We start from the raw sequence: 22083 nt of genomic DNA on the forward strand, positions 1-22083 counted from the left end.
GGGCCGGCCGGTCAGAGATCCCCGTACGCCTCGCCGCCGAGCTCCAGCCGCGCCGTGCCGGCGGTGGTGTCCGCGAGCCAGGCGCGGAAGGCGTCCAGCTCGGCCTCCGGCAGCCCGATCTCGATGCGTACGTCCGCCCCGTACGTCACCTCACGCACCGCCCGCCCCGTGGTGCGCAGATCGTTCTCCACCCGGCCCGCCCGCTGGTGGTCGACGGTGACCGTCACCAGCCGGAAGCGCTGCCGGGTGACCGTGCCCAGCACGTCCAGCGCCTCACCGACGACGCCTCCATACGCGCGGATGAGGCCGCCGGCACCGAGCTTGACCCCGCCGAAGTAGCGGGTGACGACGGCGACGACGTAGCGGACCTCGCGGCGCACCAGCATCTGCAGCATCGGGACGCCCGCGGTGCCGCCCGGCTCACCGTCGTCGCTCGCCTTCTGGATACCGCCGTCGGCGCCCAGGACGTAGGCGAAGCAGTGGTGGCGGGCGGTGGGGTGCTCCTTGCGGATGCGCGCGATGAAGTCCTGGGCCTCGGCCTCGGTCGCGACGGGCGCCAGCGCACAGAGGAAGCGGGACTTGTTGATCTCGATCTCGTGGACACCCTCGCGCGCGAGCGTGCGGTACTGCTCCTGCATCGGACCAGCCTATGCGGCCCGGTGACCCGCGGACACCGCCGGTGCCGCTGGCCCGCGCCGCGCTGAGGTGTCCGCCGTAAGGGCGCGGGGGTCCGCCGTACGGGCGCAGTGCGCACGGCCACGCGGCGTACCCACCCCGTCCGCACGGTGCGTCGGGGAGACGTCCGCGCTGCCCGTGGGCACTGTGAGGCCAGTGCGAGAGCCTCGTGTTTCCGGGGCCCCGCTCGTACATGTAGGAACGGCGGGTTTGCGGAGGGCTGCATGGAAGAGAGCACACAGTCGGCGATGACGGCGGGCGTTCCCGTGACGGGCGAGGAGATGCCCGAGCCCCCGCCGGAGGTCATCGAGGCGGCACGCACGGCGCCCGACCACTGGCTGGCCATGGTGGATCTGACCTGGCAGGGAGAGGGGCCGCCACCGCTCTGGGCGCTGATCGGCCAGTGGCGCTCGGGTCCGACGGGCGAGATCGAGGAGTGGCGGGACAACCCGGAGTACCGGCCCTCGCCCCAGATGCTGGACTGGTCCGAGCCGACGGATGCGGTGGACTGCGCACTGCAGCTCGCCGCGACCGGCTACGGGCCGGGGCAGGACGTCTCCGAGGCGCTGGCGCGCGCGGAGGTCTCCGTCCTGGTCACCGCGACCGGTACGCCGCTGGCGGCCGCCTCGCCCGAGGGCACCCCGGTGATCCCGGTCTACACCTCGCAGAGCTACCTCGAATCGGTGGGCCGGCTGCTGTACGACCGTCGGCCGGTGGCCGAACTCGTCGAGCAGCTGCCGCCGGGGCATGCCCTGTACCTCAACCCGACCGGACCCGTGAGCATGCTCGTGGACACCGAGGAGTTGCGCGCGGCGCTGGCCGGGGTGTCCGGGTCGGAGGCGCGGGAACCGGCCGCGCCCGTGGCGCCGCGTCCGGGGACCGGAGCCGGCGGGGCCGAGCCCGTCGGCAGCGGACGGGCGATCGGCAAGCCGGCCCGCGCCGCGAAGGGCAGCACCGTGGTCGGGGCCGGAATGGCCGGCAGCGGAATGGCCCGCGGCGCGAACTGAGCCGCCGCGCAGAGACCCGCCCCGCCCGTCTTCCCCTTCGGGCGGGGCGTCTGCCGTGCGGCGAGGACCGGCTGCCGCACACCCCGGACCGACTGCCACGTGCCCCGCGGCAATGTCGTCTCCCGCGACGGGAATCTCCCGGTCACGCCATCCGTTGAGCGGCACAGGACCCTTCCATCCGCAGGAGGCAGTGCGTGTACGGCGACCCCAGCACGATCCGCAGGATCCTGACCGAGCTCGGCGACACCTGGGCCGTCGTGGGCCTGTCCAACAACGAGCAGCGCGCGGCACACGGCGTCGCGGAGGTGCTGCAGCGCTACGGCAAGCGGATCGTGCCGGTGCACCCGAAGGCCGAGAGCGTCCATGGCGAGCAGGGGTACCCCTCGCTCTCCGCGATCCCCTTCCCCGTCGATGTGGTCGACGTCTTCGTCAACAGCGACCTGGCGGGCCCGGTAGCCGACGAGGCCGTGTCGGTCGGCGCAAAGGCCGTCTGGTTCCAGCTGGGCGTCGTCAACGAGGCGGCCTGGAACCGGGTGCACGACTCCGGTCTCGACATGGTGATGGATCGCTGCCCGGCAATCGAAATACCTCGGTTGGGCTGAGCAGCGGGCTGAGTGCATCACCTGGCCTTCTTCCTTACGGTCACTCCATGGAATTCAACATCACGGCCGAGGAAGAGGCCCTCGTCCACGACATCGCTGACCGGCTCCGGGCCGGCGATTCCCCCACGGATGACGACCTGGCCGAGGAACTGGGCGACGAAGTCCGACCGCATCTCTCCTCCCTCGTGACCAAGGGGTGGCTGGTCGTCGACGCTCAACGGTCCCTGACGCTCTCCAGGATCGCTCGGGCGGCAATCTCCAGCGGCCGGGACATTGGGGGTGCGCAGGCATGAGAAGGCCCCGTCCACGGGGCTCGCGAACGGGGCTTCGGGGGTGTTGCGTTACTCGGCCTTGCGGGACTCAGCGTCGGGGAGGACGAAGCCCCGCACAGGGGCCGTCTCCTCCGGATCCTCTTTCTGAGCCTCGCGGTAGGCAGCCACCAGGGCGGCGTACCGGCTATTGATCAACTCAGCCATGGGACCTCCAATCGACGCACCGAGTGTGGCAGACGTCCGTTACGGCTTGTCCCTGAACGGCGGCCGGGGCGCCGGCATGGGCTTGATGGGGCCGGTGTCCGACGCCGAGTGCTGACACTTCACTGAGACCGCGATGAGCTGATCACCCGTCGGGGCACCCCACAGCTCCTCATCGACGTCGTACCCGGCAATACGGATGGCGTCCTGCGTACGCACCAAGATCAGCGGGTCGTAGTTGTCCGGGTCGTAGCCGGGGTAGTGATGGACGAAGTCGCCCAGCGACGCGCACAGCTCCTCGTACACCTTCGTGTGGAGGATGAGCGCATGCCACCCCTCGTCAACGACGCGGGAGGGAGCCAGGGCGACGTCAGGCATCTTGGCGAAGGCAACGACAAACTTGAGTCCCTCGCTTGCGATGCGCTGTGCCATGCCCCCGTCCATACCGGGATTGGCGTCCTGCACGGTCCCGACGACGCTCAGGAACGCTGCCGGGCTGATCAGATCGCTTACCGTTAACACGTGCGGCCTCTCTTCGAGTTGTGTCGTACGCCTGCCGTCTCCGACCGTGATCGCTGTCCAGGCATTCGGCCGGAGACGGCTCTTCTCTTCATTACGGCCCGCCCAGGGGGATGCCGACCAAAGCGAACCTGGGACGGACGTTCATGGGCGGTCGCCCGGCGACGTCGCTTGCTCCCGCCGGGACGCCTCTTTCCGGTTGTGGAGTAGCAGCTCCGTTGATGCGATCGCAGCCGCCGCGTAGTCCTGGCGTTCGCGCGCCTCGTCCCGCACCTTCACCCACGCTGTGCAGTCGGGGCAGTTCGGATCCGGCGTGGGCAGGTCTCCGTACGGCTCCGTCAGCTGCACCGGGGGCGTCTGAATCCCTCTCGGTTCGTTCATGTCTCCAATAAACGCCGCCACAGGGGACGTTGGTACGCCCATAGCCGGGACGGAGCGGCCTCTTCGGCCCTATCGTCCTGAGTGGCCCAAACGTCCCGGGGAGGAATCTTGAATACTGCGCTGCGAGACGCTATGGCGAGTGCCGGTGTGAGGCCCCGGCAGCTAGCACGTATGGTCGGGGTTGAACACAAGACCGTAGAACGATGGCTGAGCAACCCTGACCGGGCTCCCCGTGAATCCACTCAGGAGGACGCCGGCCGCGCGCTAGGAGTGGACCCCATGACTCTGTGGCCCAAGTCGGTGCGTTCTCACGTCAAAACGGGGCACGACCGCGAGATCATCGCGGCCTACCCTTTCCGCAGCGCCGCCCCCACGTCGCTGTGGGCGTCGCTCATCGATGGTGCATCCCAGAATCTGGCGTTCGCCGGCTATACGAACTACTTCCTGTGGCAGCAGCACCCCCGCCTGGGCGCGCGACTGAAGGCCAAGGCCGATGCCGGTGCCCGGATCCGCTTCCTCGTCGGCGACCCGGAGTCGGACGTCACACGCAAGCGGGAAGAAGTGGAGGGCGTTCCCCTCACGGTCAGCACGCGCATCAAGATCACGCTGGATGCACTGGAGAAGATGGGCGAGTGCCGTGGGGTCGAAGCGCGATTCAGCGATCAGCACATCGCGCTGTCCGTCTTTCAGTTCGATGATCAGATGCTTGTGACTCCGCACATCGCCTCGTTGCTCGGCGACGAGTCCCCCATGCTCCACCTCCGCCGACTCGAGGACGACGGGCTGTACGACCGGTTCGCCGGCCATGTGACGGCACTGTGGGAGAGCAGCCGACCAATAGAGCTGTAGTCCGCGAACGCCAGAACCCCCGCCGGATGATTCCCCCCCGATGCGCCGGATGATTCCGATGCGCCGGACGGTTCCGATGAGGGCCCGGGCGTCACGGGTGACGTATTCAGCTAGGCGATGCCCAGCCCGTCCAGCACCGTCGCGCCCGGCAGTTCGGCCAGGGCCTTGCCGGGGACGATGAGTTTGCCGCGGCGGCTGCCGCTGCCGATCAGGGCGTACGGGGTGTCGACGACTGCGGCGTCCACCAGTAGCGGCCAGTCGGCGGGCAGGCCGATCGGGGTGATCCCGCCGTACTCCATCCCGCTGTCGCCGACCGCCTTGTCCATCGGTGCGAACGACGCCTTGCGAGCGCCCAGTTGGCGACGTACCACCCCGTTGACATCGACGCGGGTGTGCGAGAGGACGACACAGGCGGCCAGGGTGGTCTCGCCGCCGCGCTTGCCGGCCACCACCACGCAGTTCGCCGACTGCTCCAGGAGCCAGGGGCCGTAGCGCTCGACGAGCAGTGCGGTGTCCGCGATCGCCGGGTCCGTGTCGACATGGCGCAGCTCCTCGACGGGCACCGATCCGCGCCAGTCACGGATCGCGGCGACCACGGGCTCGGGCAGCAGGTCCAGGCACTCGACGGCGGGCCGGACATCGTCAAAAGCATCCATCGGCACGGGCATACCCGCCAAGCTAACAGTCGCGACCGCCCTGGCGGCGGGCCGTCTCAGCGGACGGGCGGGATGATCACCGACATGGTCATCTCGACCGGTTCCGCACCGTCGTTGCGGTAGCCGTGCGCGACCTTGGCCTCGAAGGTCGCCGAGGCGCCGGCGGGTACCTCGTGCTCCTCGCCGTCGACGACCAGCGTCAGCGTGCCGGCCCGGACATGCAGGAGTTCGACGGTGCCGGGCGGGTGCGGATCGGAGCTGCTGTTGTCGCCGGGCATCAGCCGCCAGTCCCACAGTTCGTACGGTCCGGGCGCCTCCGCGCCCACGAGGAGTGTGGTGAAGCTGCCGGCGTCGGTGGACCAGAGCCGGACCGCCTCCTCCGGGGCCACGATGCGTACCTGCGGGCCCTGCTCGTAGTCGAGGAGCGTGGTGATGCTGACGCCCAGCGCGTCGGCGATCTTGACAGTGGTCCCCACGCTCGGGTTCGTACGGGCCTGCTCGATCTGGATGATCATGCCGCGGCTGACGCCGGCGCGGGCCGCCAGGGCATCGAGGGTGAAGCCGCGCTCGGCGCGCCAGTGCTTGAGGTTGCGGGCGAGCGACTGCGTGAGCTGGTCGAGGTCCGTCACGGTCCGTCCAAGTCGAGGCCAATATATTCGATTCCCCAGTGCACTCTGCTGCACTACGGTGTGGTGTACTTCAGCGTCCGGTTCACTGTACTGCGAGGTTTCACCATGACAGCGGTCTTCGCCCTGGCCACCAGCCTTCTGTGGGGGCTCGCCGACTTCGGCGGGGGACTGCTCACCCGACGGCTGCAGGCGCTGACCGTAGTGGTGGTCTCCCAGGCCCTGGCCGCCGTCGCGCTGGGCGCCATCGTGCTGGCCACCGGCGGCTGGCGGGAGGCCGGGCCGCAGCTGTGGTTCGCGGTCGGAGCGGGTGTCGTGGGCCCCACCGCCATGCTCTGCTTCTACCGCGCCCTGGCGCTCGGCCCGATGGGCGTGGTCTCCCCGCTCGCCTCGTTCGGCACCGTGCTCGTGCCGCTCGGTGTGGGGATCGTGGCGGGCGAACGGCCGGGGCTGATGCAGGTCACCGGCATGCTGGTGGCCGTGATCGGCGTCGTGCTGGCCGGCGGTCCGCGGATCAGCGGCGCCTCCGTGGCCCGCCGGACGATCGTGCTGACACTGATCTCGGCGCTGGGCTTCGGCGCGGTGATGGCGCTGATCTCGGAAGCGTCGACGACCGTGACCGGGCTCTTTCTCGCCCTGTTCGTCCAGCGGCTGTGCAACGTCGCCGTCGGCGGCGCCGCGCTGTACGCATCGGTGCGGCGCGGCACTCCGGCACTGCCCGAGGGCGGACTCCCGGCCCTCCGCGACGCGCTGCCCGCACTCGGCTTCGTCGGTATCGCCGATGTCGCCGCGAACGGCACCTACGCCCTCGCCGCCCAGAGCGGGCCGGTCACCATGGCGGCGGTGCTCGCGTCCCTCTACCCCGTCGTCACCTCGCTCGCCGCACTCGGCATCCTCAAGGAGCGGCTGCGGGCGATCCAGACGGCCGGGGCCTCCCTTGCACTGGTCGGCTCGGCCCTGCTCGCCTCCGGCGGCTGACCGCGGCGGGCCGGCAGCGGTACGGCGCACCTGACACCGGCTCAGGACGTCTCGTACGCCTCCCCGGCCTCCTCCGCCTGCCATGCCTCCAGCGCGACCAGCTGCTCTGGGGTGACGCCCTCGGGGATCGGCACCGGCGCCGGTGTGCGCAGCGGCGGCTGCCAGCCCTGCCGGGGGTCCCAGCGGCGGACGATCCTGGCGGGCGCGCCGGCGACCACCGCGTGGTCGGGGACCTCACCGCGGACCACGGCACCGGCCGCGACCACCACGTTCCGGCCCAGCCGCGCCCCGGGCAGGATCACCGCACCGGTCCCGATCCAGCCGCCGGGGCCGATGGCGACCGGGTCGCTGCGCGGCCACTGCTTGCCGACCGGCACCTCGGGATCGTCATAGCTGTGGTTGGTGGTGGTGACATAGACGCCGGGGCCGAAGAAGCAGTCATCGCCGATCGTCAGCCGGACATCCGCGATCACATGGCTTCCGCGGCCCAGCACCACACCGTTTCCCAGCGTGAGGATCGGCTCCGGGCCGAGATCGAGGTCCGGCATCATGCCCGCCGTCATCGTCACGTCCTGGGCGATGATGCAGTGCTCCCCGAGCTCGATCCACGGGTCGCCGAAGACCGTGCCCTGCGGGAAGGCGAGCCGGGTGCCGGTGCCGATCCGGCGGAAGCGGTACGGTCCCGGCCGCTCGGCCGTCACGGCCGCGGCCTCGCGCACCCAGCGCGCGCCGCGGTGGACGACGCGCGATACGGCCCGGCGCCGCCAGGCCGCGACAGACGAGAACACGTTCTGGTTTATCGGCACTCGGACACCGTACTCAGCCTGCCCGGCGGCGGCTCGCGCGCCGGGCTGTGATCTTCGCCCCACCGGCGGCCGGCCCCGCCCGGTGCCGTGCCCGTCGTCTACGGTGCTGTTGGCGCGGCAGCAGAACGGTGAGGAGATCCAGGATGACGGAACGGGCATTGATTTCACCGGTGGGCGGTAAGGAACCGAGGGTCGATCAGAAGGCGTTCACCGCCCCGACGTCCGTCGTGCTCGGCGAGGTCACGATGGGTCCGGGAGCCAGCGTCTGGTACCACACGGTGCTGCGCGCGGACTGCGGCCCGATCGTGCTCGGCGCCGACAGCAACATCCAGGACAACTGCACGGTGCATGTGGATCCCGGCTTCCCGGTGACCGTCGGCGAGCGGGTCTCGGTCGGGCACAACGCGGTGCTGCACGGCTGCACCGTCGAGGACGATGTCCTGATCGGTATGGGTGCCACGGTGCTGAACGGGGCGCACATCGGCGAGGGCTCGCTGGTCGCCGCGCAGGCGCTGGTCCCCCAGGGCATGCAGGTTCCGCCCGGCTCGCTGGTCGCCGGGGTGCCGGCGAAGGTCAAGCGGCAGCTGACCGCCGAGGAGCGCGAGACCATCAAGCTCAATGCCGTGATGTATCTGGAGCTGGCGGCACGGCACCGGGAGGACGTACCGGACGCCAAGGGCTGAGTCCGGACGCCGGCCGCGCGGCACAGCGTGCGGTCGGACGGAGTCCGGCGGGTGCGGTGTGGTCCGGCACCGCACCCATTCCTGCGTCGCCTCCCCCTGGCGCCACGTCAGCCGAGCGGTTTCGGCCCGGCGGCCGCCAGCACCGTGGTCAGCAGCTCCGCGTCGAAAAGGGTGGCGTCCGCCAGGCGGTTGGCGCTCGCGTAGGCATTCATCATGACCTTGGCGGTCCGCAGGGCCGCCGGAGATCTGCGGACCAGCGGTCTGGTCCACCGCGCGATCACCTCGTCCAGTTCGTCCTCCGGAACGGCCTTGTGGAGCAGGTCGAGCTCGGCCGCCTTCGCCGCGTCGAAGCTCTCCCCGGTCAGGATCAGCTCGCGGATCCTGGCGGCTCCGCACTCGTTCAGCAGGCGTGGCAGCACGCCTCCCCAGGCGGGTGGCATGCCCAGGGCGAGCTCCGGCAGCCGGAAGCGGCAGCTGTGCGCACCGGCTCGCAGATCGCAGAACACCGCGAGCGCGATGCCCGCGCCGATCACTCCGCCGTGCAGCCGGGCGATGGTGACCGCGCTGGTGGCCGCGAGCGCTTCACACACCCGCCGCGCCTTGTTCCCCATGGCACGAAGGGCCGTTCCGGTGCCATCCGCGGCGAGGGACTCGGCGAACTCCCGGCGGTCTCCGCCCAGGCAGAAATCCGCTCCCGCGCCGGAGAGGATCACCACCCGTATCTCGGGCCGGTCGTGCAACGCCCCCAGTACAGTCAGGAGTTCGTCGAGCATCGGCTCACAGAGCGCGTTACCGGTGTCCGGGCTGTTCAACTGGATGTTGAGCAAGGGGCCCTGGTGGGCGACAGCAAGGGTCTTGAAGTTATCGATCACGACGCTCTTCCTACCTCAACGCTGTCAGGACTCGACCACGGGCAGCGTCATGAGCCGCCGGAAGGCCACCCGCGGCGCCCAGTCGGGGGTCCCGCACCGCAGGGCGGGGAACCGCCGGAGCACGCCGGTCAGCAGCGTCGTCGCTTCCAGCCGGGCCAGCGCGGCACCGAGGCAGTAGTGGATGCCGCCGCTGAAGCTGAGATGGGTGGCCTTGCGGCGGACGTCGAAGAGCCCGGGATCGGCGTGGTGCGCGGGATCGTGGTTGGCGGCGCCGACCATGAGGTGCACCATCTGGTCCTTCTCCACGGGGACGCCCGCGAGAGTGGTGTCCTCTCCGGCGATCCGGCTCACCACATGCGTCGGGGAGTCGTAGCGCAGGACCTCTTCGACGGCCCCCGGTATGTATTCCGGATACGCCCGCAACCACCCTCTCTGACGGGGGTGTTCAGCGATCAGCCACACCATGGTGGACAGCAGGTTCGAGGTGGTCTCCAACGCCGCCAGAACCACGAACAGGGCGAGTCGGTAGACGGCCTCGTCCGCGGCATCCTGATGTGGTTCGAGTTCGTCCCAGGTCCTTATCCACGCCGAGATCGGGTCATCACCGGGAGCACGGCGGCGTTCCCGCACCAAGGCAATGAAATACTCACGCAGATTCCGGGTTGCGGCGTCCGACTTCGCGAGTTGACTCGCCGACGGCAGCAATTCCTGGGCGAATACCTGATCATGGGTGAGCGACCGCAGCAGCGCATAATCCGCGGTCGGCAAACCGAGCCACTCCCCTATCGTCAGCACCGGCAATTCTTCGCTGACAAGGGCACCGAAATCCGCCTCGCCGTCCTTCAGTCTTTCCGCGAGGCGGTCGAGCAACTCCTCGGTATTGCGCTCGACAGAATTCTTGATGTCCTCCATGGCATTGCGGCCGAACATACTGCCCATCGACCGCCTGGCCCGCGTGTGGTGCGGCGGATTGAGCCCGGGAAGCGTGCTGGCCATTTCCTGCGAAGACGACGCCATCCAACGGGTCGCCTCGCCCTGTCTGGCCCGCCAGCCACTGTCCGGCACCAGCCATGACCTGTTGCGCAACACATGGTCACACAGGCCGAAAGAGGTCACCAGATGGCCGCCCCAAGGTGCCGGAACAATATCTCCCATCGTTCGGAGTTCCGTGTAGTAAGGCAGTGGATTCGCTTGGCCGTCCGGTGTGCGCAGGCGGGAGAAGAGCCTTATCACGGAGCGTCGGTCGACGGACGGAACCATTGGCGGGGCAACCGTGGCGGATTCCACTGCGAGGACTCCTTCATTCAATGCATCAAGCCAGGATGACCAACCCTGACTACCCCATGGATTGAAGGTTTATGCCCCGCGGAAAGTGAATTCCTGTCGCGAAAATCACACCTTCCACCAGGAGAGGAACGAGCTCCACCACTTACCCCGTTGTGCCCCATTCCCGTCCCGTCCAGGGGTATTTTCCGCCATTTGGCGACCCGTTGCCGAAACAGGGGATGCACGCCGCTCGGGGCGTACCGGGGTGAAGCGGGCGGGCAGGACTTCCAGCGCCCGGTGGAACGGGCCCGGCCGCCACGTCAGGCTTTCCGCGGGCAGGGCCAGTTCGATGTCCGGCAGGGTGTTGAGCAGTTTCTCGATGGCCAGGACGGAAACCAGCAGGGCGGGATCCTTGGCGGGGCAGGCGTGCGGGCCCGCTCCCCAGGCGAGATGTGCCCGCTTGCTCAGCAGCTGACGGCCCGTCGAAAGATGCGGGTCGGTGTTGGCGGCCGCGAAACTGATGACCACGGGGTCACCGGCCGGCAGCTTGGCTCCCCCGAGCTCCACGTCGTGCACGGGGTAGTGCACACCGTAATTGGCTATCGGAGCGCTGTTCCACAGCACATCGTTGATGGCATCGTCGACCAGCAGTCCGGCCGCGTTCTGATCGCTCGCGTACTTCTCGTCGGTCAGCAGCAGCCGCAGCGCGCTGGCGATGATGTTCTGCGTGGGCTCCGTTCCCGCCGCGATGAGGGTGACGAGCTGATGGACCATCTCCTCGTCGGAGAGTCCGGAGGGGTGCTCCATCAGCCAGGAGGTGATGTCCTCGCCCGGCGACCGCCGTTTGAGTGCCACCAGCTCCAGCAGCGCTTCGGTGAGGACCTCGTTCGCCTTCTCCGCGTCGACCCCGTCAAAAATGCCGGATATGCCGAAGACCAGGCGGTCACCGATCTCGGCGGGGCAGCCGAAGAGGTCGTTGAAGACCAGCAGCGGCAGCAACTGGGCGTAATCGGCGACCAGATCCACGCGGCCGCGGCTGCTGAACTGGCTGATGAGGTAGGCGGCGACGCGGTCGACATGACGACTCAGCCGGTGAGTGTCCACGCGGCCGAGGCTGGCCGTGACCGACTGACGCAGCCTCATGTGGTCGGCGCCATCGGAGAACAGGCAATTCGGCCGGTACATCATCATCGGCAGCACGGGGCTGTCCAACGGCACGCGCCCCTCGTTCAGCGCACGCCAACGGCGGGAATCCCGCGCAAAGGTATCCGGATTCTGCAGCACATGGAGCGCCGCGGCGTAGTCCGTGACGAGTTCGGCCTCCACTCCGGGAGCGAGCTCGACCGGCGCGCTGGGTCCGTGCTGCCGCAGGGTCTCGTAGAAGGCCTCCGGAGCGGCGGCGAATTCAGCCCCGTGCAGGGGAGTCCGTTGGCCACCGGCGTGCGCGGGGCAGCCGGGCGGTGGGCTCTGGAATTCCGAGTGAGATTGCATGCCTGAACTCCTAGTTGAGGCGGGACTGGAGATATCGGACGAGCGCGATCAGTGAATCCGCTGAGGAACGTTGGTCCCGTGCGTCACAGCTCACCACTGGTGTCTCAGGAAGCAGGTCCAGTGCTTCCCGGATCTCGTCGAGCGAGTGCGCGGGCGTCCCGTCGAAGCGGTTCACGGCGATGGCGTAGGGGATTCCATAGTGTTCCACCAGGTCCATGACAGGGAAGGACTCGTCGAGCCGCTCGGGGTCGACCAGGACCAGCGCCCCGAGCGCACCCCGCGTCATGTCTTCCCACACCTGAACGAAGCGCTGCTGGCCGGGCGTTCCGAACAGATAGAGGACCAGCTTCTCGCTGAGCGTGAGCCGGCCGAAGTCCATGGCGACCGTGGTCGTGGTCTTGTTCGGCGCACCTTTCGGGTCGTCAATTCCGGCACCCGCCTGGGTCATTACCTCTTCGGTCCGCAGCGGCGGAATCTCGGACATGGTCCCGATGAATGTCGTCTTTCCCACGGCGAAGTGTCCGACCACGAGGATCTTTGCCGCGGTCTGCACTGAATTGCGCAGGTAAACGCCGTCATCCAAAGCGAGCCTGGAGCCCATTCAGCACCTCCTCTAGGATTTGCCGGTCGACAAGCTGAGCGCTAGGTATGGGCGCACGAGAGTAGAGAAACCCCTCCTGCGCGAGATCGGACACCAGAATCTTGACGACACCCACCGGCAGCTGGGTGTGCCCGGCTATCTCGGCGATCGAGAGGAATCCCCCCGAACACAGCTCCAGCAGGCTGAGCTTCTCCGGATCGAGGGGTTTCGTACGAGGCGGATCCGCCTGCACGGTGACCAGGGTGATGAGTGAGAATTCATCGCCGTCAAGAAGATCGCGGCCGTTGGTGATGACGTACGGCCGTACTAATTCCGCTGCTTCGTGTTCCAGCTCCGGCTCGTCGTCGGTTGTCATGGCTGGATATCAGCCCTCTCTCGCGGCGGACTGGTCAGTGCCTTACCCAGCTGGCCCACCAGCTGTTGCATACGGAACGTAATCTCTGCCATGTCGACATCGGGCGACGCCGATACCGCGAGATAGGCGCCTTCACCGGCCGAGATAAGAAAGACCCAGCCATGGTCGAACTCGACCAGCGTCTGCCGCCATTGCGGCCGGTTGGCGGCCGCACCACCGTGGCAGAAATCGGCGACCGTACGGCTCAGCGACTGCATTCCGCTCATGGCGGCGGCGACGGTATCGGCGTGGTCCCGGCCGACTTCCTTCGAACGGGCCATGAGCAGACCGTCGGCGGAGACGAGGATGGCATGCTGCGCTTCGGGCAATTCCAGAGCACTGTCAAGCATCCACGACAGATCGTAGTTCACTGAACCTCAGGCCCTTCATTGCTTGCATTGGTGGAACGGCGGCCGGATTGCGTGCCGCGCTGGAATGCGCCCATGACGGACGCCGCCCTTGCGCTGTCGCGGGCCGGGGTTTCCGTGCTCTCGGATTCGGTCGGCGCATCGGTCGGCACAATGGAAATCGCACCGCGGCGGCGCCGCTTCGGCAGACCGCCGGCCGTCGTCTCGGGAACCGGGCGGGGGTCGGCCGGCTGCCCCAGGGGCGCCGGGCCGGGAGCGGGGTAGCCGGCCGCCGGGTAGCCGGGAACGGGCGGTTCCGGGGTTCCATAAGCCGGTTGACCAGGAGGGTTCTCAGGCGGCAACGGAGCGGACGCGGCCACGGCAGGACTCTCCTCGGGCTCGTGCAGAGACGTCAGTAGATCGTCGGGGAGCAGGACGACCGCGCGCACGCCACCGTAGGGAGAGGTGGAATCCACCGACACGCTGAATCCGTAGCGGGCGGCGAGCACACCCATGACGGTGAATCCGAACTGCGGCGGGTTACCGAGGCTGGAGACACTGGCCGAATTCTCACTCGACAGCAGCTGGGCGGCTCGCGCCTTCTCCTCCTCGTTCATACCGACACCGGCGTCGTCGACGACGATGCAGACGCCCTTGGGCACCGGCCGGATATTGATCTCGATCATCGTTTCCGGTGCCGAATAGCTGGTGGCGTTGTCCAGCAGTTCGGCAAGCACCAGCGCCACCGGTTCCACGGCGCGGCTCACGATGGCGAAATTACTCTGCGACCGGATCTCGACGCGCGTGAAATGGCGAATACGGCCCTTCGCGCTGCGGACCACATCGTAGAGCGAGGCGTTGTTCCGCCGCCGGCCGAGCCAGCCGTCACAGAGCACGGCGATGGACTGGGCCCGCCGCGCGAACTGCGAATTCATGTGGTCGATGTCGAGCAGATCCTGAAGGATCTTGTGCTCGCCGTATGTCTCCTGCAGCTTGGAAATCGCCAGCTGCTGTTCACTCGCCAGACCCTGAAGGGTCCGCATGGCGGCCTTCAGCGTGGTCTTGGTGGCCTCTTCGGCCCGGTCCTTGGCCTCCTCGACGGCCTGCGTGTAGTGATCTTCAAGATTAGCGTAGTGCTGCTTGAGCTCGACCTTCTCTTTTCGAAGCTCCGTGATCTTCATTCTGCCGCGAATAATCGCGGTTGCGGCAACAGGGGTACCAGCGATCAATCCCCAGAACGCTGGATCCTGGAAGTATTGCGTCATAAGACTCTCTTCGGACGACGGAGCCACCAGGTGTCGTATGTCTGGCTGCGGCGTAGAGAATCATTCGCGGTCCCAGACATACGTATACGGCCGCGCACAGTCGCCTGCCAGAAAGCCATCGAAGGGCCGGCTAATGGCATAGTTCTCCCCGGGGTGGCGGTTTTCTTAGGCCAATGCGCGGAATTTCTTTCTTGCCTTAGCAGGTGACTACCCGGTTGGCAAGTGCGATGATCTTAGCATCACAGCAACACCCGTCGTCCAACGGCGATCTGAACAGTTGCTGCAACTGAAGCAGATTCAACAAAGGCCCCCTTTGGGGCCATTGGGCGTTGATGCCGGTCCTGGCGGCGCAACCGGACGGACCGCATCCTGACGGACCGTTGATGCACGGCCCCGCGACATAGCGAACGCAACGCGCAGGAGCGTCAGCAAAGATCAGCGATGTGGCGCGTCATGGACATAGGTGATCTCGCCGCCGCGGACCCGGACGACCCGCACGGTCATGTCCCGGTCGGTCCCCCGCAGGTAGTGGGCCGTACAGCGGGTCCGGGCCCCCTTGACGGCACGCAGGTCCTTCGCGCAGTCGACCGAGCGCGGTCCCCTGGGGATCACCGGCAGCGACAGATGGCCCGAGATCGAGCGGGCGACCTCGTCGCGCGGAACGGTGTCGGACACCCCGTCCACCTCGCTGGTCGTGTCCCGGTCCGTCAGCCACCGGCTGCCCGCCGTGAGGCTCCCTGCCAGCAGAGCCGTACCGGCCAGCACCAGGCCGACAGCTCGCAGATTCCGCACAGTTCTCCTTCCCATGGGCACACATCGGACACCGGCCGTGCCCACCGTGCCGGGTCACGGACAATTCTTGCCGGTGGCCCGGTTTCGGCAACAGGAGCCCCCCTGTGGTGCGTCCGGCCAGGCGACGGTGTGTCACACGGACGGTACGGGGCCCTGCATCTGCGCGCTGATCCAGTGCAGCGAGTCGGCCATCCGCTGGATGTAGGTGTGCCCGCTGTGCACGCCGTCCGGTATCTCGAAGAGCGTGGCGTGGACCGGCCCGCCGGTGTAGTCCCTGATGAAGCGCTTCACATCGGGCACCGCCGCCTCCCTGCTGCCGAGCTCGAAGGCGAGATGGACCGGCAGGCCGTTGCGGGCGGCCAGCTGCCGCGCCAGGTGGCGTGGGTCATTGGCGCGCATCGCGGCCGGATGTCCCTGCCACAGCGGTGAATCCGGCGCGGTATCAGGGCCGTTGACGACGGCCGCCTTGAACTTCTGCGACTCCTTCAGGACGGCCTTCAGCGCGGCGAAGCCTCCGGACGAGGACCCCATGAAGGCCCAGCCGTCACGGCTGTCGTACGTACGGAAGTTGGCCCGCGCGAAGTCCGGTACGTCCTCGGTCAGCCAGGTGCCCATCTTGGGCTGCCCCGGGATGTCGCTGCCGTCGTAGTACGTCCTGCCCGGATTGAGCACCGGCATCACGACGATGAACGGCAACGTCTTGCCCTGCCGCGACCACTCCGCGATCCGCTCCTCCAGCGCGAAGGCCTCCCCGGCCCAGTAGTTGAACGGATACCCGTAGGCGCCGGGCAGCGCGATCAGCACCGGGAAGCCGCTCTCCGCGTACCGCGCCTGGTGGTACTGGGGCGGCACCCAGGCCCATATATCGCCGGTGAAACCGGACTTGCGGCCGTGCCACTTCGTCGTCACGACCCGGGTGCCGTCCTCCCCGGTCGTACGGAACGTCGTGAAGGACGAGCGCGGTCCGCGGGGCGGCACCACCCGGGGCTGTCCGTTGAGGGCGTCCGCGGCATGGGCCGGCAGCCGCGGCACGCTCGACGCGTCCACGAAGTCCCTGCCGTCGCCGCAACCGGCCAGCAGCCCCAGAGCCACCACACTCACCGCAGCGCGGACACGCAGGCACTTCATCGGGACGTTCTCCTCGGTTACTTGGACCGGCCGCGGGCAGCCACGCTGCCACCGCGTCACCGGTCGAAAGACACCACTTTAAGATCGTCCGCAGTGCCCCCGATCCCGACCCCGGCCACGCTGACCTGGTGGTCCGTGCTCCCGGCTCCGCACGGAGACGTCCCTGCACGTCAAGTACACCGGCCGTGTTTCCCTCGTTCGATGAGGCCACGGGTTGTTTACCGGACGGTCGGTTCTGGCAAGGTTGGTTCCCAATTCCGAAGGGCGCGGCGCTGTGCCGTGGTTGGGGATGACCGATGACCGCGAGGGTCGACCGCCGGCCACTGCCCGGCGTAGTGGGACGGGCCGTTGAGCATGAGCTGGTGTCCGGGCTGCTGGGCAGCGCGCCACTCGTGACGCTGACCGGACCCGCGGGAGTGGGCAAGAGCATGCTGGCCCACGCCGTTTTGGAGGAGCACACCGCCCGGCACGACGGCACGATCCTCCGGGTCGGCTGCTGGGACGGTCCGGCCGAGGGCGGGCTGCCGGCGACGCTGCTGCGGGCGGCACAGTCGGCGGACAGCGCCCGCCGGGACACCGCGACGGCCCTCGTCCGGCGGACCGCCCCGTCCTGCGTCGGCGAACCGGTGTGCGGCCGGACGGGGCGGACGGATACCCCAACAGGGCCTTCTCCGGCGGACGATACGGCGATTGCCGCGCTCGCCGCACACTGCCGGCAGTCTCGCGCGACCGTGCTGCTGGACGACTGCGACCCGCTGCGCGACGAGTGCGCACAGCTCGTGCGGCAACTGCTGCGGGCCGATCCGTCGCTGCGCATCGTGGCGACCGCACGCGGTGTCCTCGGGCTGCCCGAGGAGCGGATCGTCGAGATCGCACCGCTTCCGGTGACGCTGGGCGAGGGGATCGCCGGGCCGGCCGTCGAGCTGCTGGCCGCACGGACCGGAGCCGCCGCACCGGAGCTCCTGGTCGCCGTGTGCCAGGCGCTGGAGGGCTCGCCGCTGGCGATCGCGCTGGCCGCGCAGCAGTTGGACCGGATGTCGTTGCCGCAGCTCGCGGCGCAGGTGGGGTCGGACGGTCCGCTGTTCTGGTCCGGGCCGGCGGCGACCGTACGGCACACCTCGCTCTACGCCGCGCAGGCCGCGGGCTACGCCCTCTGCTCGCCCACCGACCGGCGGGTCTGGGCGAGGCTCTCGGTGCTGCCCGGCGATTTCGATCCCTGGCTCGCCGGTTGTGTCTGCACCAGCTGTGACGTTCCTGCGGCAGCGGTCGAGGGTGCGCTGGAACGGCTCCTCACCGCCTCGGTCATCGAGCGCGTACGGGACGCCGGCGGCGCGCAGGACGACACCGGGGCGGCGCTGCCACCGCGCTACCGACTCCCCCGCGCGGCCCGCGACTTCGGACGGACACAGCTGCGCGAGGCGGGCGAGGAGTCCGCGGCGCTGCGACGGTTCCGGCAGGCCTGTGCGGCGCTCGCGGCCGAGGCCCAGATCGCCTGGCAGGGACCGAATCAGCAGGTCGCCGTGCGCCTGGTGGAGGACGAACAGGCCAACCTCGACGCGGCGCTGACCCGGCCCCCGCAAGACGCGGAGGATGCGCTCGGCGCACTGGAGATCGCGGTGTCGCTGTGGTTCCACTGGGCGGCCTGTGGCTTCCGCCGCGAGGGGCGGGCGCATCTGGACCGGCTGCTGCTGCTCTCCCGGGACGACACCGCGCTGCGGGCCCGGGCGCTGTGGCTGGCCGGCTATCTCGCGGCGCAGGAGCATGCGCCCGGCGCCGCGGAGGCACTGCTCGACCAGGCCTGGACGGCGGCCGTGATGCACGCGGACTCCGACGGGCTGGCCCGTATCGCGCATGCGCACGGCGTACTGGCGCTGTACCGCGGGGACACCGCGGCGGCGGTGGCCTGTCTGGAGGAGGCGGCCCGGCACCGCTCCAGGGATCCGTGGTTCGGGCCGGGGCCCGCCCACAGCTGGGCACTGCTCGCCGTCGCCCTGTCGTCGCTCGACGCGGAGCGGGCCCGGGCGGCGGCCCGTCGTGCCTGGGAGGCCCGGCACTCGGACGGCGATTTCTGGCTGTACTCGACGGTCCTCTATGCCTGTGCGGCGACCGAGCGCGTCCATGGGGAGCCGGCGGCGGCACTGCGGGCCTGCCGTACGGCACTGGCGGCCAAAGAGCTCATCGGTGACCCGCTGTTCATCGCCGGCGCCCACCACATGCTGGCCGGTCTGCGACATGAGGTGCGCGGCGGTGAGCCGCTGCCGGACCGTGACGAGGAGGACCCGTGGTGGCGGCCCGGCGGGCCGGACGTCCCGCCGCAGCCGTTCTTCTCACGCCTGCGGGCGGGGCCTTGAGGGCCGGGGCGGCCGGTGGCCGCCCCAATGGATAGCCACGCTGTGTGACGGACCGCTCGCGCTCGGGATGCGGGGGCGGCGGGCCGGTCGCATGCTGGGGATATGAAGCGTGCCCCCGTGATCGTGCATCCGCCCTGTACAGGCGGTCGCCGTGTGACGCTCTACGGACAGGATCTGGGACGAGCGCTGCGCCCTGGTGACGTGGCCGCGATCCTGCGCCGGGCCGGTTTCTGCACCACGACCTTCGTGTGGGACGACACCGGCCTCTTCGAATGGCGGGACGGCGGACCCGACGTCTGGCTGATGACCTGAGGCGGACATCGCGCCGCGACCGGCCCGAACGACCCTGACCTGTGGTCGAGTTACATAGCCCGTGAGCCCCAACCGCCCGCGTTCAGGGGCAGTTGGGGCTCACGGGTACACGCCGTATGAAGTGGCGCGCGGTCAGTCGACCGTCGCGACGACCGGGCTCTCCTCCACCTCGCGCGCGGCGGCGGCCTTCTTCGCCCGGTGCTTCATGAGGATGAAGGAGCCGACGCCGAACAGCAGGGCGGCGACCAGTCCGAGCCAGGAGAAGCGCTTGAGCCAGGACTCGGCGACGATGCCGACGCTGTAGATCAGCGCGGTCGTACCGCCGGCCCAGACGATGCCGCCGAGGACGTTGGCGATCAGGAACTTCCAGTACGGCATCTTCAGGACACCGGCGAGCGGTCCGGCGAAGATGCGCAGCAGTGCGACGAAACGGCCGAAGAAGACCGCCCACATACCCCACTTGTCGAACTTCGCCTCGGCCATCGCGACATGGTCGGGGCCGAAGTGCTTGGGGAACTTGCGGCCGGCCCACTGCAACAGGGGCTGGCCCCCCTTGCGTCCGATCAGATACCCGATGGAGTCACCGATGATCGCGCCGGCGGTGGCACAGGCACCCAGCACGTACGGATTGATGTGGTCCTGGGTCGCCGCGAGAATCGCCGCACTGACGAGGACGATCTCGCCGGGCAGCGGAATACCCAGGCTCTCCAGTCCGATGACCACCCCCACCAGGAGGTACACGCTCACGGCCGGTACCGACTCGAGCCACTCCTGGATGTGCAACGCCGATTCCTCCGCTGGTGTAGGGCCCCCGTGGGCGGCCGTGGCCGGCGTCCGTGACGTCGCGCCGGTCGATCCCCTGGCGCACCGCAGCGCGCCCGGGAAGCCTACTCGATCGGGCCGCCCGGAGACCGAATCCACGTGCGGTGTGCAACATCTGGCGCCCGGACGCGACGACGGCCCGCCGCGCGGTGCACGGCGGGCCATGAGAGCCCCACAGGGGAGCGGCTCACTTATTGGGGCGCAGGGTCCACACGATGCTCATCTCGCCGGTCACCGCGCCGTCCTCGCGGGTGATGGCGATGTTCACGGGGAATTCCGGACGCTCTCCGGCGTCGAGCTCGGCGACGACCTCGGCCACCGGGCGGCCCAGCTCCGCGGTGGCGGTGACGGGCCCCATGGCGAGCTTCTTGTAGCCGATCTCGGCGCGCACCGCCAGGGGCACCGCGCGGCCGAGCTGGTCACCGAAGGCCGCCATCACGATGGCGCCGCTCGCCGACTCGGCGAGGGTGAACATCGCACCGGCGTGCGGACCGCCGACGTGGTTGTGGAAGTCCGGCTGGTCGGGCATGCGGACCACGGCGCGCTCGGCGGTGGTCTCGGCGAAGTCGAGGTTCAGGGTGCGGGCCATCGGCACGGATGCCGCCATCATTTCGCCGATCGACGGCAGGGTCTCGGAGGACATGAGGTCATGTTACCTAGCGGTAGCTTAGGTGGGAAGAGCCGGCCGCTTCATGGGCCGGCTCTTCGGCGGACGCCGGGCGATATCCCGGTGCCGCCCGTGCCCCGCCCGCCTTATCGTTGACGCCCATGTGGCCAGGACAGCAACACAGCGGAGACGGGCGGGTGATGTGCCCGGCACACCCCGTGCACCGGCCGGACGACCCGAGCCGGAAGCGGTCCGCCACGGCACCTTCCCGGCCGGTACGGTCGTGGTGAGGACCGTCCCCCCATGGGCGGGGCGCAACTATCTGCTGCTCACCGGCGCCACGGTGATCGCGAACCTCGGCAGCTCCGGCGCGCTGATCGCGACCGCCTTCGCGGTGCTCGCCGCCGGCGGCTCCGCCACCGATGTCGGCCTGGTCGCCGCCGCGCGGACGATCCCGCTGATCTTCTTCCTGCTGATCGGCGGCGCGGTCGCCGACCGGCTCCCCCGGCATCGCGTCATGGTCGCGGCGAACGCCCTCAGCTGTGTCTCCCAAGGCCTGTTCGCGCTGCTCGTACTGGCCGGGGAGCCACAGCTGTGGCAGATGGCGCTGCTGGCCGCGCTCGGCAGCACCGGGCAGGCGTTCTTCGCTCCGGCCTCCGAGGGCATGGTGCTCGCCAGCGTCTCCGGCGACCAGGCGGGACGCGCCTTCGCCGTGTACCGCATGGGCATGAACGGCGCGAACATCGGCGGCGCGGCGCTGGGCGGCGCGCTGGTCGCCGCGGTCGGGCCCGGCTGGGTGCTGGCCGTCGACTCCGCCGCCTTCGCCCTCGCGGCGGCGCTGCGCGCCTTCCTCGACGTCAGCGGGGTCCCCGAGCGGGCCCCCGGCGGCGGGATACTGCACGATCTGCGGGACGGCTGGCGGGAGGTCGCCTCCCGGCCCTGGCTGTGGGCGGTGGTGGTGCAGTTCTCCCTCGTCAATGCGGTGGTGTCGGCCGCCGAGGCCGTGTACGGGCCCCTGGTCGCCGAGCAGCACCTGGGCGGCCCCGGCCCCTGGGGGCTGGCGCTGGCCGCGTTCGGTGTGGGCACCGTGGGCGGCGCCCTGCTGATGGCCCGGGTCAGACCACGCCGCATGCTGCTGACCGGTGCGCTGTGCGTCTTCCCGCTCGCCCTCCCGTCCGCCGCGCTCGCCGTTCCCCTGCCCGTGGCCGGACTCACAGCGATCATGTTCGGCACCGGCATCGCGGTCGAGGTCTTCGCGGTGATGTGGATGATGGCGCTGCACCAGGAGATCCCTGAGGAGAAGTTCTCCCGGGTCTCGTCCTACGACTGGCTCGGGTCGCTGGCCATGGTCCCGCCGGCCACCGCGCTGGCCGGCCCCGTACAGGACCTCATCGGGCGGACGGCCGCGCTGTGGGGCTGTTCGGCGGTGATCGTGCTGCTGACGGCGGCCGTGCTGTGCGTGCCCGATGTGCGGCGTCTGACGCGTCGTCCGAAGACGGAGCCGGCCGCCGGGGCACCGGCCTCCCCCGCCGCCGAGACGGCCGCACCGGACACCGCGGGAGCGGAGTGACCGGTCGCGG

26 protein-coding genes are annotated in these 22083 nt (G+C 69.3%); 9 read left to right on the forward strand and 17 right to left on the reverse strand.

Annotated features, from left to right (window positions below):
• Positions 1–11: 11 nt before the first annotated feature.
• Positions 12–638, reverse strand: a complete 627-nt coding sequence (locus tag STRNI_RS04205; RefSeq protein ID WP_266448397.1) for a YigZ family protein — start codon at positions 636–638, stop codon at positions 12–14.
• Positions 639–899: 261 nt separating this feature from the next.
• Between STRNI_RS04205 and STRNI_RS04210 the strand changes: the two genes are divergently transcribed.
• The 3 genes from STRNI_RS04210 to STRNI_RS04220 all read left to right on the forward strand — a co-directional run bounded on the left by STRNI_RS04210 (position 900) and on the right by STRNI_RS04220 (position 2577).
• On the forward strand, positions 900–1682 hold the full coding sequence (locus STRNI_RS04210; RefSeq protein ID WP_208679723.1) for a type VII secretion system-associated protein: 783 nt from the start codon (positions 900–902) through the stop codon (positions 1680–1682).
• A gap of 194 nt (positions 1683–1876) precedes the next feature.
• Positions 1877–2284, forward strand: a complete 408-nt coding sequence (locus tag STRNI_RS04215) for a CoA-binding protein (RefSeq protein WP_109895072.1) — start codon at positions 1877–1879, stop codon at positions 2282–2284.
• Between the two features lie 47 nt (positions 2285–2331).
• Positions 2332–2577 carry a hypothetical protein gene (locus STRNI_RS04220; RefSeq protein WP_109895070.1) on the forward strand — a complete coding sequence of 82 codons (246 nt, stop codon included), beginning with the start codon at positions 2332–2334 and terminating at the stop codon, positions 2575–2577.
• Between the two features lie 48 nt (positions 2578–2625).
• Here the strand turns inward: STRNI_RS04220 and STRNI_RS04225 are convergent, their stop codons facing one another.
• Together STRNI_RS04225 and STRNI_RS04230 are read right to left on the reverse strand one after the other, a co-directional pair.
• Entirely contained in the window at positions 2626–2760 is a 135-nt protein-coding gene (locus STRNI_RS04225; protein WP_277410563.1) for a hypothetical protein, read from the reverse strand.
• Positions 2761–2799: 39 nt separating this feature from the next.
• Positions 2800–3279: a glycine-rich domain-containing protein gene (locus STRNI_RS04230; protein ID WP_229837841.1), complete on the reverse strand. Its 480-nt coding sequence runs from the start codon at positions 3277–3279 to the stop codon at positions 2800–2802.
• Between the two features lie 657 nt (positions 3280–3936).
• On the opposite strand from STRNI_RS04230, the gene STRNI_RS04235 reads away from it, so the two are divergent.
• A complete protein-coding gene (locus tag STRNI_RS04235) occupies positions 3937–4506 on the forward strand; it encodes a hypothetical protein (protein WP_274739810.1) in 570 nt (189 codons plus the stop codon).
• Positions 4507–4616: 110 nt separating this feature from the next.
• Here STRNI_RS04235 and STRNI_RS04240 read toward each other — a convergent pair whose 3' ends face one another.
• Both STRNI_RS04240 and STRNI_RS04245 read right to left on the reverse strand, forming a co-directional pair.
• Positions 4617–5174 carry a YbaK/EbsC family protein gene (locus STRNI_RS04240; RefSeq protein WP_159484447.1) on the reverse strand — a complete coding sequence of 186 codons (558 nt, stop codon included), beginning with the start codon at positions 5172–5174 and terminating at the stop codon, positions 4617–4619.
• Between the two features lie 44 nt (positions 5175–5218).
• Complete coding sequence (locus STRNI_RS04245) at positions 5219–5791, reverse strand: helix-turn-helix domain-containing protein (RefSeq protein WP_109895066.1); 573 nt, start codon at positions 5789–5791, stop codon at positions 5219–5221.
• 105 nt (positions 5792–5896) lie between these two features.
• On the opposite strand from STRNI_RS04245, the gene STRNI_RS04250 reads away from it, so the two are divergent.
• On the forward strand, positions 5897–6766 hold the full coding sequence (locus tag STRNI_RS04250) for a DMT family transporter (RefSeq protein ID WP_277410564.1): 870 nt from the start codon (positions 5897–5899) through the stop codon (positions 6764–6766).
• A 41-nt stretch (positions 6767–6807) separates the two neighbouring features.
• On the opposite strand, the gene STRNI_RS04255 is transcribed toward STRNI_RS04250, so the two are convergent.
• Positions 6808–7572, reverse strand: a complete 765-nt coding sequence (locus STRNI_RS04255; RefSeq protein ID WP_159484453.1) for an acyltransferase — start codon at positions 7570–7572, stop codon at positions 6808–6810.
• A 143-nt stretch (positions 7573–7715) separates the two neighbouring features.
• Between STRNI_RS04255 and STRNI_RS04260 the strand changes: the two genes are divergently transcribed.
• Positions 7716–8255, forward strand: coding sequence for a gamma carbonic anhydrase family protein (locus STRNI_RS04260; RefSeq protein ID WP_277410565.1), 540 nt, complete (start codon positions 7716–7718; stop codon positions 8253–8255).
• A 107-nt stretch (positions 8256–8362) separates the two neighbouring features.
• On the opposite strand, the gene STRNI_RS04265 is transcribed toward STRNI_RS04260, so the two are convergent.
• The 9 genes from STRNI_RS04265 to STRNI_RS04305 all read right to left on the reverse strand — a co-directional run bounded on the left by STRNI_RS04265 (position 8363) and on the right by STRNI_RS04305 (position 16411).
• A complete protein-coding gene (locus STRNI_RS04265) occupies positions 8363–9127 on the reverse strand; it encodes an enoyl-CoA hydratase/isomerase family protein (protein WP_277410566.1) in 765 nt (254 codons plus the stop codon).
• A gap of 24 nt (positions 9128–9151) precedes the next feature.
• Positions 9152–10387 (reverse strand): cytochrome P450, encoded by a 1236-nt coding sequence (locus tag STRNI_RS04270; RefSeq protein WP_277413193.1) that lies wholly within the window; start codon positions 10385–10387, stop codon positions 9152–9154.
• A 132-nt stretch (positions 10388–10519) separates the two neighbouring features.
• On the reverse strand, positions 10520–11884 hold the full coding sequence (locus tag STRNI_RS04275; RefSeq protein ID WP_277410567.1) for a cytochrome P450: 1365 nt from the start codon (positions 11882–11884) through the stop codon (positions 10520–10522).
• Between the two features lie 10 nt (positions 11885–11894).
• Positions 11895–12485, reverse strand: coding sequence for a GTP-binding protein (locus STRNI_RS04280; RefSeq protein ID WP_026170135.1), 591 nt, complete (start codon positions 12483–12485; stop codon positions 11895–11897).
• Positions 12460–12840 (reverse strand): DUF742 domain-containing protein, encoded by a 381-nt coding sequence (locus STRNI_RS04285; protein ID WP_018092499.1) that lies wholly within the window; start codon positions 12838–12840, stop codon positions 12460–12462. The genes STRNI_RS04280 and STRNI_RS04285 overlap by 26 nt, the downstream gene beginning before the upstream one ends.
• Positions 12837–13250, reverse strand: coding sequence for a roadblock/LC7 domain-containing protein (locus STRNI_RS04290; RefSeq protein ID WP_018092498.1), 414 nt, complete (start codon positions 13248–13250; stop codon positions 12837–12839). Before STRNI_RS04290 ends, STRNI_RS04285 begins: the two co-directional genes overlap by 4 nt.
• Positions 13247–14491: an ATP-binding protein gene (locus tag STRNI_RS04295; protein WP_277410568.1), complete on the reverse strand. Its 1245-nt coding sequence runs from the start codon at positions 14489–14491 to the stop codon at positions 13247–13249. The genes STRNI_RS04290 and STRNI_RS04295 overlap by 4 nt, the downstream gene beginning before the upstream one ends.
• 435 nt (positions 14492–14926) lie before the next feature.
• Positions 14927–15283, reverse strand: coding sequence for a DUF4333 domain-containing protein (locus tag STRNI_RS04300; RefSeq protein WP_018092496.1), 357 nt, complete (start codon positions 15281–15283; stop codon positions 14927–14929).
• 132 nt (positions 15284–15415) lie between these two features.
• Positions 15416–16411: an alpha/beta hydrolase gene (locus STRNI_RS04305; protein WP_277410569.1), complete on the reverse strand. Its 996-nt coding sequence runs from the start codon at positions 16409–16411 to the stop codon at positions 15416–15418.
• Between the two features lie 296 nt (positions 16412–16707).
• Here STRNI_RS04305 and STRNI_RS04310 point away from each other — a divergent pair, with 296 nt between their 5' ends.
• Positions 16708–18762 carry an ATP-binding protein gene (locus STRNI_RS04310; protein WP_277410570.1) on the forward strand — a complete coding sequence of 685 codons (2055 nt, stop codon included), beginning with the start codon at positions 16708–16710 and terminating at the stop codon, positions 18760–18762.
• A 102-nt stretch (positions 18763–18864) separates the two neighbouring features.
• Complete coding sequence (locus tag STRNI_RS04315) at positions 18865–19074, forward strand: hypothetical protein (RefSeq protein WP_167540486.1); 210 nt, start codon at positions 18865–18867, stop codon at positions 19072–19074.
• Between the two features lie 132 nt (positions 19075–19206).
• On the opposite strand, the gene STRNI_RS04320 is transcribed toward STRNI_RS04315, so the two are convergent.
• On the reverse strand, positions 19207–19857 hold the full coding sequence (locus tag STRNI_RS04320) for a DedA family protein (RefSeq protein ID WP_018092492.1): 651 nt from the start codon (positions 19855–19857) through the stop codon (positions 19207–19209).
• 226 nt (positions 19858–20083) lie between these two features.
• Entirely contained in the window at positions 20084–20539 is a 456-nt protein-coding gene (locus STRNI_RS04325) for a DUF4442 domain-containing protein (RefSeq protein ID WP_018092491.1), read from the reverse strand.
• A gap of 166 nt (positions 20540–20705) precedes the next feature.
• Between STRNI_RS04325 and STRNI_RS04330 the strand changes: the two genes are divergently transcribed.
• Positions 20706–22073, forward strand: coding sequence for an MFS transporter (locus STRNI_RS04330; RefSeq protein ID WP_381845576.1), 1368 nt, complete (start codon positions 20706–20708; stop codon positions 22071–22073).
• Positions 22074–22083 lie beyond the last annotated feature (10 nt).

Source organism: Streptomyces nigrescens (assembly GCF_027626975.1).
Classification (GTDB): domain Bacteria; phylum Actinomycetota; class Actinomycetes; order Streptomycetales; family Streptomycetaceae; genus Streptomyces; species Streptomyces nigrescens.

Excerpts from the sequence above, each read along its gene's own strand:
- STRNI_RS04235 (WP_274739810.1), top strand. The coding sequence starts at position 3,937 with ATGACTCTGTGGCCCAAGTCGGTGCGTTCTCACGTCAAAACGGGGCAC.
- STRNI_RS04210 (WP_208679723.1), top strand. The coding sequence starts at position 900 with ATGGAAGAGAGCACACAGTCGGCGATGACGGCGGGCGTTCCCGTGACG.
- STRNI_RS04275 (WP_277410567.1), bottom strand. The coding sequence starts at position 11,884 with ATGCAATCTCACTCGGAATTCCAGAGCCCACCGCCCGGCTGCCCCGCG.
- STRNI_RS04225 (WP_277410563.1), bottom strand. The coding sequence starts at position 2,760 with ATGGCTGAGTTGATCAATAGCCGGTACGCCGCCCTGGTGGCTGCCTAC.
- STRNI_RS04270 (WP_277413193.1), bottom strand. The coding sequence starts at position 10,387 with ATGGTTCCGTCCGTCGACCGACGCTCCGTGATAAGGCTCTTCTCCCGC.
- STRNI_RS04285 (WP_018092499.1), bottom strand. The coding sequence starts at position 12,840 with ATGACAACCGACGACGAGCCGGAGCTGGAACACGAAGCAGCGGAATTA.
- STRNI_RS04250 (WP_277410564.1), top strand. The coding sequence starts at position 5,897 with ATGACAGCGGTCTTCGCCCTGGCCACCAGCCTTCTGTGGGGGCTCGCC.
- STRNI_RS04260 (WP_277410565.1), top strand. The coding sequence starts at position 7,716 with ATGACGGAACGGGCATTGATTTCACCGGTGGGCGGTAAGGAACCGAGG.
- STRNI_RS04310 (WP_277410570.1), top strand. The coding sequence starts at position 16,708 with ATGACCGCGAGGGTCGACCGCCGGCCACTGCCCGGCGTAGTGGGACGG.
- STRNI_RS04205 (WP_266448397.1), bottom strand. The coding sequence starts at position 638 with ATGCAGGAGCAGTACCGCACGCTCGCGCGCGAGGGTGTCCACGAGATC.
- STRNI_RS04295 (WP_277410568.1), bottom strand. The coding sequence starts at position 14,491 with ATGACGCAATACTTCCAGGATCCAGCGTTCTGGGGATTGATCGCTGGT.
- STRNI_RS04315 (WP_167540486.1), top strand. The coding sequence starts at position 18,865 with ATGAAGCGTGCCCCCGTGATCGTGCATCCGCCCTGTACAGGCGGTCGC.
- STRNI_RS04325 (WP_018092491.1), bottom strand. The coding sequence starts at position 20,539 with ATGTCCTCCGAGACCCTGCCGTCGATCGGCGAAATGATGGCGGCATCC.
- STRNI_RS04220 (WP_109895070.1), top strand. The coding sequence starts at position 2,332 with ATGGAATTCAACATCACGGCCGAGGAAGAGGCCCTCGTCCACGACATC.
- STRNI_RS04240 (WP_159484447.1), bottom strand. The coding sequence starts at position 5,174 with ATGCCCGTGCCGATGGATGCTTTTGACGATGTCCGGCCCGCCGTCGAG.
- STRNI_RS04280 (WP_026170135.1), bottom strand. The coding sequence starts at position 12,485 with ATGGGCTCCAGGCTCGCTTTGGATGACGGCGTTTACCTGCGCAATTCA.
- STRNI_RS04305 (WP_277410569.1), bottom strand. The coding sequence starts at position 16,411 with ATGAAGTGCCTGCGTGTCCGCGCTGCGGTGAGTGTGGTGGCTCTGGGG.